Source organism: Oryzibacillus soli (genome assembly GCF_051594765.1).
In the GTDB taxonomy this organism is placed as follows: Bacteria; Bacillota; Bacilli; order Paenibacillales; family NBRC-103111; genus Paenibacillus_AR.
This window is the reverse complement of the sequence record NZ_JBPPGJ010000007.1, coordinates 119,185-132,956: the sequence shown is the minus strand read 5'-3', so window position 1 is coordinate 132,956 and position 13,772 is coordinate 119,185. Positions and strand designations below refer to the sequence as shown.

Here is a 13,772-nt window from a genome sequence, read left to right as displayed (position 1 = left end):
TTACCCTTCACCCCGAACTGTTCATCACCATCTTCAGACCTTATATCGGAATATCATGGCGGATTTGTTAACGATCCGGACAAAAAAGAAAGCCCCGCCGGTTCGGCAAGGCTGTCCATGTAACACCGTTTTATTCCAAGAAATCCTTGAGCCGCTTGCTCCGGCTAGGATGACGAAGCTTACGCAGAGCCTTGGCTTCGATCTGGCGGATCCGCTCCCGCGTAACCCCGAACACTTTGCCAACCTCTTCCAGAGTGCGCGTTCTGCCATCATCCAGTCCGAATCTCAGGCGAAGCACGTTCTCTTCCCTCTCGGTAAGCGTATCAAGCACATCTTCCAGCTGTTCCTTCAGAAGCTCGTAGGCTGCAGCATCCGCAGGAGCCAGCGCTTCCTGATCCTCGATAAAATCTCCCAGGTGCGAATCGTCCTCTTCCCCGATCGGGGTCTCGAGGGAGACCGGCTCCTGAGCAATCTTCATAATCTCACGCACCTTATCGGTGCTGAGATCCATCTCCTTGGCAATCTCCTCAGGCGTGGGTTCGCGTCCCAGCTCTTGGAGCAGCTGGCGGGAAACCCGGATCAGCTTGTTGATCGTCTCTACCATATGCACCGGGATCCGGATGGTACGGGCCTGGTCCGCAATAGCACGGGTAATGGCCTGACGGATCCACCAAGTGGCGTAGGTACTGAACTTGTAGCCCTTGGTATGGTCGAATTTCTCGACAGCCTTGATAAGGCCCATATTGCCTTCCTGAATCAGATCCAGGAACAGCATGCCGCGTCCCACATACCGTTTGGCGATGCTGACCACGAGCCGCAGGTTAGCTTCCGCCAAACGGCGCTTCGCTTCCTCGTCCCCGTTCTCGATCCGCTTGGCCAACCCCACCTCATCCTCAGCCGAGAGCAGAGGAACACGACCGATTTCCTTCAGATACATCCGAACGGGATCGTTAATCTTGATGCCCGGGGGAAGGGACAGGTCATCGTCGAAATTGAATTCGTCGTGCTCCTGATCATCCGCGGACATGGAAGGCATGTCATCCTCTTCGGATTCGTTCCCTACTTCTATGCCGAGCTCGGAAAGCTGCTCAAAGAAATCGTCGATTTGTTCCGGGTCCTGATCGAAGGGTGCAAGCCGTTCCATGATGTCCTTATAAGTCAGCGAGGAGCGTTTTTTGCCGATTTCAATCAGTTGTTCCTTCACCTGGTCCAATGTGAGTTCTGTCTCTAGCTCCGTGTGTTGATCGTTCGCCATTTCTCCTACTCCCTCCCCCCTAGAATCATTGGTCTCGATAACCTACAACGATTTCAACTGCTTTTCTAGGGCCTGAATTTCTTTCCTGATTTCTTGTATGCGTCTCGCAGCCTCCAAAGGGTCGGCGATACGGCCGGCTTCCGCCTCCAGATGCTTCAACTGCTTCAGCTGCGGATATAGCTTCACGGTTAGGATGTAATGCTCCAGAGCACTCAGGACAGGCGTATAATCCTCCATCGATAGGGAGGTAGCGGCCTGCTCCAGCCGTTCATCCTGAAGCGTTGCGACAAACCGGCTTACGTCCGGGTCGAAGCCTTGGGCGTAATAAGCATATAAGTAAGCGGCAAGCGCCGCGTGAAGCTCGGATGAGAATTGCTCCCCCAACTGATCCTGAACCTGCTCGGCAGCCTCCCGATCATGCAGCATAGCCGCGATCAGGGCTGCTTCGGCCTTCAGGTGAGCGGGAACGGCTTTGATTTTTTCCTTGGGATTCCCATTATTTATAACATTATTCCACGAAATGTCTGGATTATCCCCCGGCTGCCGTTTTTTGAGCAGGTCCTGGCGGTATCCGTTCAACTGCTGCATGAAGTTATCCGATGCGTAGGGGAATTCCGAGGCCAATTCCTTCACATAATGTTCGCGTTCCACCGGAGATTCCAGCTCGGCCACCAGCTTGAGCGCCGCTTCGATATACCGGAACTTGCCGTCCACATCCTGCAGGTTATAATGCCGCCGAATGTACAGGAGCTTGAACTTCAATGATGTATATGCCCCTTCAATGATCTCTCTCCTGAATCGCTCTCCGCCGTACTGGCTGATATACTCATCAGGATCCTGACCGCCCGGAATATAGGCCACTTTCACGTGCATGCCTTCCTTCTCAAGCAGATCAATGCTCTTGTAGGCGGCACTCTGTCCGGCATTGTCGCCGTCGTAACAAATGATGGCCTGCTCTGCATTGCGGCGGAGCAAAGAAGCGTGTTCCCTCGTCAGCGCTGTGCCCATAGAGGCTACGCCGTTGACGATTCCGGCTTCCCAGGTCTTGATCACGTCCACATACCCTTCCAGCAGAACTACGGATCGGGTCTTGCGGATGGCGGCCCTTGCTTGATGAAAGTTGTACATGTTGCGGCTCTTGTTGAAGAGCATCGTTTCGGGGCTGTTCATATACTTGGGCTGGATATCGCCCATGGCTCTTCCGCCGAAAGCGATGATCCTCCCCTTCTGATCATGGATGGGAAACATGACCCGGTCCCGGAACTTATCCGCATAGGAGCCGTCATCCCTTCTGGAGAGAAGGCCTCCGCGCTCCATCAAGATTAGGTCGTAACCGCGCTTCTCCAGAATCTCCGCAAGCTTGTTGCGCATGTTGGGGGAGTACCCCAGCTGGAAGGCTTCGATCAGGCGGTCATTCATTCCCCGGCTTCGCAGATAGTCGAGGGCCGTCTTGCCCTGTTCCGTGTTCAGAAGAATATAATTGTAGAACTTGGCGCTGAATTCGTACGCCTCATACAGCGACTTGGCTTCACGCTGCTGTTCGGTCTGCTGCTCCGACACCGGCTCCCAGTCCACCGGGATGGAGGCCTCTTCCGCCAGCTGGCGCACGGCCTCGGTGAAGGACAGCGTCTCGACTCCCATGATGAAATGAATGACATTGCCTCCGGCATGGCAGCCGAAGCAATGGTAAATCTGCTTCTCGGGCGTTACGGTGAAGGACGGGGATTTCTCCGAATGGAAAGGGCACAGCCCCTTCATATAGTGGCCCTGCTTGGACAGGTGCACATATCGCCCCACCACGTCCACGATATCATAATGCTTCAGTATGCCTTCAATGACAGCATCCGGAATCCGTCGGCTCAAAGCGTTGTCACCTTCAATCCGTTTGACCAGTATTACTTATTCGCTCTTCCGGAGAATTCTCCTGCAAAGCGGATAAAACTTTTGTCAAAGTTTGTAGAAATGCCCGCCGGTCTTCGTCTGTAAAGGGCTTGGGGCCTTTGCCGTAATGTCCGCTCCGCCTTCTCTTCGCCTGCTCGTGCCGGGTCTCCAGAAGAAACCCGATGGTACGGTCCGAATACACCTGCCCCCTGTTGGACAAAACAACCGCCCGTTTGGCCAAGCCGATGGTGGCAAGACCAAAATCCTGGGTAACCAGGATATCCTGACGGGCGATGTGATTGGCGATGTATAAATCGGCGGATTGATCGGAACGGTCCACCTGCACGACCGTAACGCCGTCCTGCTCCTGCAGGCGATGGTCGAAGGAGGCCACCATCAGCACCTGCACGCCGAAGCGCCTTGCGGCATCGACAATTTCCGTTTTCACCGGACATGCATCGGCGTCCACGATGATCCTTGGGGTTTCGGCCAATGGAATCTCTCCGTTTTTCCTTCTTTTGCACTACCGTAATATTATATACGATGGGGAAATAAAAAATCCTGCTCCTGTCCAAAAAAAGCTTGACTATTTGAGCCCGATTCGTTCCATGATGAGGCTGGCGGTTTCCTCCACAGCCTTGCTGGATACGTCGATCACGACGCAGCCCAGCTTCTTCATGACGCTCTCCGCATAGGCCAGCTCCTCCCGGATTCTCTGAACCTTGGCGTAGTTGGCATTCTCGGCCAGTCCCAGAGCCTTCAGGCGTTCCACCCGGATTTCATTCAGCTTGTCTGGATTGATAGTCAATCCGATTATCTTGCTCTTATTGACCGTGAACAGCTCCTTCGGAGGCACCAGCTCCGGAACAAGGGGCACGTTAGCGACCTTGTAGCTTTTGTGAGCCAAGTACATGGATAAAGGGGTCTTCGAGGTGCGGGATACGCCGGTCAGGATGATGTCCGCCTTCAGGACGCCGTTCGGGTCCCGGCCGTCATCATATTTTACGGCGAATTCAACTGCTTCCACCTTGCGGAAGTAACCCTCGTCCAGCTTGTGGATCATACCGGGCTCGTGCCTGGCTTGCTGATTCAGCGCCTTCTCCAGGCTGGAGATGATGGGACCCAGGAGGTCGATGCAGATGACTTGGCAGGATAACGCTTTTTCCAATAAGTAATCGCGAAGCTCCGGAATGACAAGGGTGAAGACGATAACCCCTCCGCTCGCCAGGGCCGATTCCACCACTTGGTCGATGCCTTCCCGGTCATGAATGAAGGGAGATCTCCTGATGTCCACCGTGGCCGGCAAAAACTGGACGATGGCCGCCTTCACGACGGCCTCGCCCGTTTCACCCGCGGAGTCGGAGACGACATACACGGTTTGGTTCCTATGAATGGACGTCAACTTCGGGTGCCCCCTACCATACCAGCTTGGAGAAATCAGCCAGACGCTTCACGTCTGAAGCCAGGAGAGACAGGAGTCCCAGCCGGTTGCTGCGCACCTTCAGATCCTCGGCCATGACCATCACGGCGTCGAAAAAGGCGTTGATCGGCTCCTTCAGTCCCGCCAGCGTGCGGAGCGCTTCCTGCTCGTCCCCGGCGTCCAGCTGCTTGACGAATTCGCTGTGTGCGCTTTGCCATGCTGCGTAAAGGCTCTTCTCCGTCGGGTCGGCGAACACGGACGGATCGACTTGATCCGATTCCGCCTTGGCGGCCAGGTTGGACACCCGGTTGAAGGCGTCGACGGCGGATTTGAAATCCGGAAGCGTGACGGCGTCACGGATGACGGAGGCGCGGCGCACCAGACCGTTCACGTCATCGATGCCGGCAGCGGTTACGGCGTCGGTAATGTCGTATCTGACCTGCTTCTCGTTCAGCACGTTCTTAATCCGGAGCAGGAAGAAGTCCGCCAGATCCTTCTTGATCTCATCCTTGGAGCGCTTCAGCGGATGGGCCTCCTCATGGATGCCGATGGCCAGCTCGAACAGCTGGGACAGCTTAACCGGCAGCTTGTGGTCCAGCAGGATCTGGATGATGCCGGCCGCTTGGCGGCGCAGCGCGTATGGGTCCTGGGAGCCGGTCGGCACGATGCCGATGGAGAAGCAGCCCGCGATGGTGTCGATCTTGTCCGCGATGCTGACGAGTGCTCCCGTCAAGGATGCGGGGGAAGCGTCGCCGGAGAAGCGCGGCTGGTAGTGCTCGTTCACTGCTTTGGCCACGGCTTCCTGCTCGCCGGCCTTCCGAGCGTAATCTTCGCCCATCAAGCCCTGCAGCTCAGGGAATTCATAGACCATGTTGGTGACCAAGTCGAACTTGCAGATTTCGGCCGCCCGATGGGTCGATGCAGCGGTTCCTTGATCGGCTCCGGCCAGCCGGGCCAAGCCGTCGGCTGCCTTGACGATCCGGCGGACCTTGTCGCCCACGGTTCCCAGCTCTTCGTGGAAGACAACGGTCTCCAGCTTGGAGAGGGCGGTGGCGATCGGCAGCTTCTGGTCTTCCTCATAGAAGAACTTGGCGTCGGACAGACGGGCACGGAGCACCTTCTCGTTGCCCTTGGCGATCTGCTCGAGGGCATTGGAGTTGCCGTTGCGGAAGGTGACGAAGAACGGCTGCAGCTTTCCTTCGGCGTTCAGCACCGGGAAGTAGCGCTGATGCTCACGCATGGAGGTGATGAGCACCTCCTGCGGAATGTTCAAGAAGTCCGGGTTGAAGGTGCCGAACAGGATGGTGGGGAATTCCACCAGGAACAGTACCTCCTCCAGCAGGTCCTCCTTGATCGGGATGGTCCAGCCTTTATCGGCAGCAAGAGCAGCCAGTTGGTTGCGGATAAGGGTCTCCCGCTCGAAGATGTCCGCGAACACATATTGCTCCTTCAGCTTAGCCACATATTCGGAAGGGGCTCCGATCTCCGTATCCGTGCCCAGGAACCGGTGTCCCTTGGTCACGCGCCCGGCCGTTACGCCTGCCAGAGTGATCGGGATGATGTCTTGGCCGAACAGCGCCACCATCCAGCGGATCGGACGGACGAAGCGCATGTCATAGCTGCCCCAGCGCATATTCTTGGGGAAATTCAAGGACTGGATGATGGTGGTCAACCCTTCGGTCAGCACGCCTGCGGTTTCCACACCCAAGCTGCTCTTCACCGCATGGACGTATTCGACGCCGCCCAGCTCCTTGAAGTACAGCTGCTCCGGAAGGACGCCTTGGCTCTTGGCGAAGCCCAAAGCCGCTTTGGTCCACTGTCCGCTCTCGTCCTGCGCGATCTTCCGGGAAGGCCCTTTGGCCTCTTCGGAGACATCCTTCTGCTTCTCGGCCACCTCTTCCACCAATACGGTGATGCGGCGGGGAGTGGCATAGAGACGGACGGCGCCGAAGTCGATGCGGGACTCCAAGAGCCACTTGGAGGTTTTGTCGGCCAGCTGCTCCACAGCGGCACGGATAAAGCGGGAAGGAATCTCCTCCATCCCGATCTCTAGCAGCAAGTCCTTAGCCATTGCTCACCACTCCTTTCTTCAGCATCGGGAAGCCGAGGCGTTCCCTCTCCTCCAGATAAGTCTGCGCGCATTGCCGCGCCAGATTCCGCACGCGCATGATGTAGCCGGTCCGCTCCGTCACGCTGATTGCTCCGCGGGCATCCAGCAGATTGAAGGTATGGGAGCACTTCAGAACGTAATCATAGGCCGGGTACACCAGCTTTTGCTCCAGCGCCCGCTTGGACTCCTCCTCATACATGTTGTAGAGGGTGAAAAGCATCTTCGTGTCGGACACCTCGAAGGTGTATTTGGAATGCTCGTATTCCTGCTGGTGGAACACATCGCGGTAGGTCACGCCGTCCACCCACTCCAGGTCGAACACGTTTTCCTTGTTCTGAATGTAGGACGCCAGACGCTCCAGACCATAAGTGATCTCTACGGCCACCGGATTCGCATCGATGCCGCCCACCTGCTGGAAGTAGGTAAACTGGGTGACCTCCATGCCGTTCAGCCATACCTCCCAGCCCAGTCCCCAGGCTCCGAGTGTCGGGCCTTCCCAGTTGTCCTCAACGAAGCGGATATCGTGCTCCAGCGGATCGACGCCCAGACGCTTCAAGCTCTCCAGGTAGAGCTCCTGGATATTATCCGGAGAGGGCTTCATGATTACTTGGAATTGATGATGCTGGTACAGGCGGTTCGGGTTCTCTCCGTAACGGCCGTCCGTCGGACGGCGGGAAGGCTCGACATACGCCACGTTCCACGGCTCTGGGCCGATGGCCCGCAGGAAGGTCATGGGGTTGAAGGTTCCTGCCCCCTTCTCCACGTCGTACGGGTTGACGAGAATACAGTTTTGCTCCGACCAGAACTGCTGCAAGGTCAGAATGATGTTCTGAAAGTTCATGCTTCTACCTCCCGATTGGATTCTCCCCTGCTTAGAGGTTCGGCCGGATAGGGGATGATCTCCGGATGAACGCAAAAAAGCTCCCGCCTCTACGCCCGCCGATCGGCTGGACGTAGGGACGAGAGCTGGTTGGACAGTTCCCGCGGTTCCACCCTACTTGACCGGCTGCTTGCCGGCCCGCTTTTGGGGAAAATATGCTCCGGAGTGCCGTTCGCCGTCCTGCCGGATGCCGGGCTTCCACTGTTCCCGGTTCGCTGAGATCCAACCTTGGTCGGCTACTGATTCCATCAACGCATAAAGTTCGATTCATTCCCCCAGATAGTAACAAATTCCTATCCCGATGTCAAATCCCGGTTCGCTTCCGGCAGGTCTTCAACAAGCCCAAGGCTAATCGCCCATTCCGTATTTCTCCATCTGATCCAAGAAGGAACGGGACTTCCATCGAGAATCCAGGTACATATCAGTCAATCCCCGCATGCATTGCTTCAATTGCCGTTCGGTGGCCGGCTTCATTTCCACCTGGCCTAGGCGCCGGAGATCCACATGGCGGAGCAGGCGCAGCAGCTTCAATGTGCCCGGTCCCGGCAGCAGAGCTTGAGGATCCCGGCCTCTGCAGGAGGGGCACAGGAGGCCTCCGCCCTGGAAGCTCAGCGCCATGTCCCCCTCAGTCCGTCCGCAGGAGACGCATTGGTCCAGCTCCGGCAGGTAGCCCGAGAGCCCCAGCATCTTCATCTCCATCACATGAGCGATGAAGGCCGGCGGCTTTCCTTCGCCGATTCCGCCGAACGCGGCCTCCAACTGGGTGAAGAGCATGCCGTTGGGCTCATTCTCCCCCGTCAGCTTCTCCACCATCTCGGCGATGTACGCGGCGTACGCACCCTTCATCAGATCCTCCCGGAGCTTCTGATGGGAGTCGATGATTTCCCCCGCATTCAGATTGCCCATGGCGGAGTTCCCTTTATAGAAGACGAATTGTCCGTATGTAAAAAGCTGCGTGATGGCTCCGAAGCGGCTGTTCAGCTTTTTCGCTCCGCGGACCATCACGCTCATTTTTCCGGCTTCCCGGGTATAAACGGATATGATTTTATGCCCTTCTCCGTAATCCATGCTCCGGATCACGATACCTTCCACTTTGTACAGCATCCGGATCCGCTCCCGTGTGCAGGACCCGCTTCATACTGCGCTTTCCGCCTGTTCGGGCTCGGGTTCCTCTTCAGTGAGATCTTCCTGAACCATGGTGGGGGACATTTCTTTGTAGAGCAGGTAAGCATTCACATCTCCCGTCATCGAAAAATAGTTCCAAGTGAAGTCTCTCATTTGTACCATCCTCTCTTCGCGGTCGGTGAAGTGTTACCCTCGAGAATAGGATGGGAGGAATCCCTTCGGCGTATCCGAAGCAAGTTCTGGCATATTTTGTTTTTGGTTAATCGTGCCGGAAGCCCAGATCCTTCAGGACCCGCTCCTGGTTCCGCCAGTCCCTCTTGACCTTGACCCACAGCTCCAGGAAGCACTTGGAGCCCAGCAGGGTCTCGATGTCCTTGCGGGCCAGCTTGCCGATCTCCTTCAGAAGAGCGCCCTGCTTGCCGATGACGATGCCCTTCTGCGAATCCCGCTCGACGAAGATGACGGCCATGATGTGCACCAATCCGTTCTCCTGCACCTTCATATCCTCGATCTGCACCGCGATGGAGTGCGGGATCTCCTCCCGGGTCAGGTGCAGAATCTTCTCCCGGATTAGCTCGGCGCATACGAATTGCTCCGGATGATCCGTCACCTGGTCGGCCGGGTAATACATAGGGCCTTCATCCAAATATTTCACCGTCTGCTCCAGGAGCGTGTTTACGTTGCTTCCCGTCTTGGCCGAGATCGGGATAATCTCCGCAAAGCTGTAGAGGTCCTTGTACTGCACGATGATCTCAAGCAGCTTCTCGGGATGGATCGTATCGATCTTGTTCAGCACCAGGATCACGGGCGTCTTGACGGGTTTCAGGCGCTCGATAATAAACCGGTCCCCGCCGCCGATGCCTTCGCTGACGTCCACCAGAAACAGGATGGCGTCCACCTCGTTCAGCGTGCCCTCCGCCACCTGCATCATATAGTTGCCCAGCTTGGACTGCGGCTTATGGATACCCGGCGTATCCAGGAATACGATCTGGGACTGCTCCGTCGTGTATACGCCATGGATCTTGTTGCGCGTGGTTTGGGGCTTGTCTGACATGATGGCAACCTTCTGCCCGATCACTTGGTTCAGCAGAGTGGATTTGCCCACATTGGGGCGGCCGATGATGGAGACGAAGCCGGATTTAAAGCTCTTGGACATGGTGTCGTTCCTTTCTGTATGGGCATTTCATTACGTCAAATCACTGGGGCTGAAGGCTCCCGGCAGCAGCGCCGACACGGTGGTCTCCTGCACGTCACCCTTCAGATTCGTCAGATAGACGGGCATATCCGGAGCGCACAGCTCGCTCATCACCTGACGGCAGACGCCGCAGGGCGAGATGGGCCCGTCGGTATCCCCAACTACGGCCAAGGCCAAGAACGAACGGGGCGTATGCCCGTCCGCCACGGCGCGGAAGAGAGCCGTCCGCTCCGCACAGTTGGTCGGTCCGAAGGCGGCGTTCTCGATATTGCAGCCGTGATGGATCCGTCCCTCCGTATCCATCAGGGCGCAGCCCACCTTAAACCGCGAATAAGGCACATATGCTTTCTCTCTTGCTAGCTTGGCTTGCTTCAGCAGCTCCGATACGAGCTCCGGATTCACCATGTTCGTCCCCTCCGAATAGGTAACCTTGTCAGGCGTGCTTCTTATGACGTTCCCGGACCTACCGGCCCAAATAATACGACAGCACCGTCAGCGCCGCGCCGATCAGTCCGCCGAAGACCAAGCCCGGCAGCGACCGGCTTTGCTTCTCGTACAGCATGACCAAGAACATGCCCGACATGCCGAAGGCTAAGAGCCCCACCAACGTGTCCCCGCTTTTGAGCGTGATCAGCATACTGACGGACACGGAGACGGCCATCCATAAGCTGGGCCGCAGCCGGTCGCTGTTCCGGAACCGGGTCTCCGCCACGATCACCGCCAGTACGACGAGCGTAAGATAGAGCCAGACCGACCCGATGGACAGCGGAACCTCGGGATGCTCCCGGTGCCGGATCCATCGCTCCACCGGACCGTAGAAGACCGCGATGCCCACCGCTACCGCAAAAACCGCCGTCACCAGTACCGCGGCAGCCGCCGTGTCCTTTGCGATCTTGGCGAGCGGGTGCCGTTCGGGCATGGCGAGATCGACGGTTTTCTCAATCCCGGTGTTAATCAATTCCGTTACGATGACCAAGGTGATCGCCAGGAGCAAGAGCAGAATGTCGGTCCGCGGCAAGCGAAAGAACAGAGCGGATACCAGCACGGCGAAGGACGCGAAGAAGTGGAATTTCATGTTCGGCTGCGTCGTCAGCGCGTATTGGAGTCCTTCGTAGGCATAGCGCATGCTTTTTAACCAGCGGACCAAGGGATTCAACGGGTGATCCCCGCCTTCGAGAGGATCTGCTCCTGCTTCGCAAACATGTTCTTCTCGTCCTCTTCGGTCTCGTGGTCGTACCCGATCAGGTGAAGGAAGCCGTGAACGAACAGGAAGGCGATCTCCCGCTCCACCGAATGCCCGTAATCCTCGGCCTGGGCGATGGCCCGCGGCACGGAGATGATGATGTCCCCTAGGGGCTCGGCCAACACGGGAGTGCCTTCGTCCAGCTCCTCGCCTTCGAGCCCTTCCAGCTCCACGGTCTCCACTTCCATGTCGCCGTAGTGGATCTCCAGCTCGTCGTCGCCGCGCTCCGTCATGGCGAAGGAGAGCACGTCCGTGGGCTTATCCATGCCCCGGTACTCCTTATTCAGCTGGTGGATGGTCTCGTCATCCACGAAGCTCAAGGCCAACTCACCGGAATCCACGCCCTCCTGCTCGCCGGCCAGAGCCAGAAGCTGCTTCAGCTTGCCGAGCAGCACCTCGCCGATCTCGTAGGCTTCCTGATCGTTGACGCATTCCAAATACAGATTCAATGGGATCATCCTTTGTTCTCATGGTTTTTGGGCAAATCGCTGGGATATTCGATCCGGGAATGAAAGATGCCGAGCAGCGTTTCCTTCAGTGCCTTCGCAACCGTATCCAGCTCCTTCAGAGTCAGGTCGCACTCGTTGAACTGTCCGTCATCCAGGCGGCTCTTGATGATCTTCTGGACGATGGAGTCGATCTGCTCAATGGTCGGATTCCGGAGGGAGCGGACGGCGGCCTCCACGCTGTCAGCGATGCCGACGATAGCCGCTTCCTTGGTCTGGGCTTTGGGCCCCGGGTAACGGTAATCTTCCTCGGGCACCTTTTTGTCCGAATCCTCACCCAGCTGCTGTACGGCCTTGATGTAGAAATACTTCAGGAGCGTCGTGCCGTGATGCTGCTCTGTAATATCCCGGATCTGCTTCGGAATCTTGTACTCCTTCAGCATCTCCACCCCGTCCCGTGCGTGAGCCACAATGATGGACTTGCTGAGCGACGGGTCGATGCTGTCGTGAGGATTCTCGATATTCTGCTGGTTCTCGATAAAATAGCTGGGCCGCTTCGTCTTGCCGATATCGTGGTAATAGGACCCGACCCGGCAGAGCAGGCCGTCGGCCCCCACCGCCTCCGCCGCCGCCTCGGACAGGTTGCCCACCATGACGCTGTGATGGTACGTCCCCGGCGTCTCCGTCAGCAGCTTGCGCAGCAGAGGATGGTTCGGATTCGACAGCTCCACCAGCTTGAGCGGGGACAGGATCCCGAATGCGGTTTCGAAAAACGGCATCAGCCCGATGACCAGAACCGCCGTCAGCAGGCCGCCTCCCAACATGAAGAAGCTGGCGAACGTGATGTCCTTCACGGTGTAGTGAATATCCAGGAGGAACAGAACCAGCATGGACAAGAGACCGAACAGGGACACCATGATCCCCGCCCGGAGAATCGAGGAACGCTGGCTTGCACGATGCAGCGAATGCACCGCGGTAAAGTTCATCACCATCGCCACGAATCCGTACCGGAAATCGAACAGCATATCCGTCTGGTTATTGAAGATGATGCTGGATACGACGCTCGTCAGCACCCCCGTCAGGAAAGCCAGCCGGGTGTTCATCAGGAGCGCGATCATCATGGTGCCCATCGATACGGGGGCCAGATATCCGATGAACGGATACTCCAGCGACTGCGCCATGGATACCAGATTCAGCACCAGCAGATGCGCCGCCAGCACCACCAGCAGAAGCAGCATCTGCGCATTGTTGGTGGTGCTGACCTGGGAACTGCCCTGACGGATATTGATCAGGAAGCCTACCACGAACAGCGCCGTCATCAGAACCAAGCCTAATTGGGGCCAATAATTGCGCTTGTCCTTCAAGAGATCGAGCTTCTCCAGCCGCTGATAGATCTCCTCGGTTATCAGCGCGCCCTTCTCCACCACCACGTCGTTCTTGTTGATGTAGACCGGCGGAGTGTCTTCCCGGGCCTTGGTCTTCGCTTCCTCGGTGGCCGCCTCGTTATAGAACGTATTCGGCATAATGGCGAAGCGGGCGATTTCCTGAACCAGCTCCCGCTGGGTATTCTTCGTGAGATTGGAGGAATTCACCAGCTCCGTCACCTTGGTCCTAGCCGAGGCGGCGTCCCGGATCTGCTCCGTGGTCAGCTTCTGGACGATCTCCACCGTGACCAGCTGCATGGCCGCCAGATCTTCCTTCGTAAGTCTCGGCAGCTTGTAATAGGACTCCTCCGGCAGCTTGTAGATCTGCTCCGTCATCCGCGCCTCGGCTTCCGTGGCCAGCTTCCCGGTATTCAAGCTGTTGCGGGACAGTCCGGTCGAGGTCTGGCGGATGAAATCTTTCAATAAGGAAGGAAATAAGTCCTTGTACAGACTAACCTTCAGCTCCAGAGCCAGACTGGTGTCGGCGTTGTTCTGGAGCAGCTTCTCATACAGGCTGTCGATGAGGGTCTCGTTCTTCAAGGATACCGCTTGATAGACCGGCGGCACCTTGGCGGCGGCATCCTCCCGCGCCTTCAGTGTCTCCTTCTCCAGCTGAAGCTGGACCGGAGACCGGATGGTGGATTCGGCCACCGTATTCGGCTCAATATCATACGTCTCGGGTACCAGCTTGCCGGAGAGGGAAATGTAAAACAGCACCCCAAGCAACACGAACAGCAATAGCCGCACGGTGCCGGAGTACCTCCATCCCCCCTGCCAATAACTGAGTTTCCCC

At 57.2% G+C, this 13,772-nt stretch carries 13 protein-coding genes; all 13 read right to left on the bottom strand.

What is annotated here, in order from left to right:
* Positions 1 to 130 precede the first annotated feature (130 nt).
* The 13 genes from rpoD to ACSEXW_RS11210 all read right to left on the bottom strand — a co-directional run bounded on the left by rpoD (position 131) and on the right by ACSEXW_RS11210 (position 13,726).
* The gene (rpoD, locus tag ACSEXW_RS11270; RefSeq protein ID WP_438446241.1) at positions 131 to 1,255 is read right to left on the bottom strand and encodes an RNA polymerase sigma factor RpoD; all 1,125 of its coding nucleotides are present in this window, start codon (positions 1,253 to 1,255) and stop codon (positions 131 to 133) included.
* Positions 1,256 to 1,297: 42 nt separating this feature from the next.
* A complete protein-coding gene (gene dnaG, locus ACSEXW_RS11265) occupies positions 1,298 to 3,118 on the bottom strand; it encodes a DNA primase (RefSeq protein ID WP_438446240.1) in 1,821 nt (606 codons plus the stop codon).
* Positions 3,119 to 3,131: 13 nt separating this feature from the next.
* Positions 3,132 to 3,629, bottom strand: a complete 498-nt coding sequence (locus tag ACSEXW_RS11260; protein WP_438446239.1) for a YaiI/YqxD family protein — start codon at positions 3,627 to 3,629, stop codon at positions 3,132 to 3,134.
* A gap of 93 nt (positions 3,630 to 3,722) precedes the next feature.
* A complete protein-coding gene (locus ACSEXW_RS11255; RefSeq protein ID WP_438446238.1) occupies positions 3,723 to 4,538 on the bottom strand; it encodes a pyruvate, water dikinase regulatory protein in 816 nt (271 codons plus the stop codon).
* Between the two features lie 13 nt (positions 4,539 to 4,551).
* A complete protein-coding gene (gene glyS / locus ACSEXW_RS11250; protein ID WP_438446237.1) occupies positions 4,552 to 6,627 on the bottom strand; it encodes a glycine--tRNA ligase subunit beta in 2,076 nt (691 codons plus the stop codon).
* The gene (gene glyQ / locus ACSEXW_RS11245; RefSeq protein ID WP_438446236.1) at positions 6,620 to 7,507 is read right to left on the bottom strand and encodes a glycine--tRNA ligase subunit alpha; all 888 of its coding nucleotides are present in this window, start codon (positions 7,505 to 7,507) and stop codon (positions 6,620 to 6,622) included. The genes glyS and glyQ overlap by 8 nt, the downstream gene beginning before the upstream one ends.
* Before the next feature lie 387 nt (positions 7,508 to 7,894).
* On the bottom strand, positions 7,895 to 8,650 hold the full coding sequence (gene recO / locus ACSEXW_RS11240; protein ID WP_438446235.1) for a DNA repair protein RecO: 756 nt from the start codon (positions 8,648 to 8,650) through the stop codon (positions 7,895 to 7,897).
* A gap of 30 nt (positions 8,651 to 8,680) precedes the next feature.
* Positions 8,681 to 8,824 (bottom strand): YqzL family protein, encoded by a 144-nt coding sequence (locus ACSEXW_RS11235; protein WP_438446234.1) that lies wholly within the window; start codon positions 8,822 to 8,824, stop codon positions 8,681 to 8,683.
* A gap of 106 nt (positions 8,825 to 8,930) precedes the next feature.
* Complete coding sequence (gene era, locus ACSEXW_RS11230) at positions 8,931 to 9,827, bottom strand: GTPase Era (RefSeq protein WP_438446233.1); 897 nt, start codon at positions 9,825 to 9,827, stop codon at positions 8,931 to 8,933.
* Between the two features lie 30 nt (positions 9,828 to 9,857).
* Positions 9,858 to 10,316: a cytidine deaminase gene (cdd, locus tag ACSEXW_RS11225; RefSeq protein WP_438446388.1), complete on the bottom strand. Its 459-nt coding sequence runs from the start codon at positions 10,314 to 10,316 to the stop codon at positions 9,858 to 9,860.
* Positions 10,317 to 10,329: 13 nt separating this feature from the next.
* The gene (locus ACSEXW_RS11220) at positions 10,330 to 11,022 is read right to left on the bottom strand and encodes a diacylglycerol kinase family protein (protein ID WP_438446232.1); all 693 of its coding nucleotides are present in this window, start codon (positions 11,020 to 11,022) and stop codon (positions 10,330 to 10,332) included.
* A complete protein-coding gene (gene ybeY, locus ACSEXW_RS11215; protein ID WP_438446387.1) occupies positions 11,019 to 11,558 on the bottom strand; it encodes an rRNA maturation RNase YbeY in 540 nt (179 codons plus the stop codon). The genes ACSEXW_RS11220 and ybeY overlap by 4 nt, the downstream gene beginning before the upstream one ends.
* A gap of 5 nt (positions 11,559 to 11,563) precedes the next feature.
* Positions 11,564 to 13,726 carry an HD family phosphohydrolase gene (locus ACSEXW_RS11210; RefSeq protein WP_438446231.1) on the bottom strand — a complete coding sequence of 721 codons (2,163 nt, stop codon included), beginning with the start codon at positions 13,724 to 13,726 and terminating at the stop codon, positions 11,564 to 11,566.
* Between the last annotated feature and the right edge of the window lie 46 nt (positions 13,727 to 13,772).

Excerpts from the sequence above, each read along its gene's own strand:
- rpoD (WP_438446241.1), bottom strand. The coding sequence starts at position 1,255 with ATGGCGAACGATCAACACACGGAGCTAGAGACAGAACTCACATTGGAC.
- glyS (WP_438446237.1), bottom strand. The coding sequence starts at position 6,627 with ATGGCTAAGGACTTGCTGCTAGAGATCGGGATGGAGGAGATTCCTTCC.
- glyQ (WP_438446236.1), bottom strand. The coding sequence starts at position 7,507 with ATGAACTTTCAGAACATCATTCTGACCTTGCAGCAGTTCTGGTCGGAG.
- recO (WP_438446235.1), bottom strand. The coding sequence starts at position 8,650 with ATGCTGTACAAAGTGGAAGGTATCGTGATCCGGAGCATGGATTACGGA.
- ACSEXW_RS11235 (WP_438446234.1), bottom strand. The coding sequence starts at position 8,824 with ATGAGAGACTTCACTTGGAACTATTTTTCGATGACGGGAGATGTGAAT.
- era (WP_438446233.1), bottom strand. The coding sequence starts at position 9,827 with ATGTCCAAGAGCTTTAAATCCGGCTTCGTCTCCATCATCGGCCGCCCC.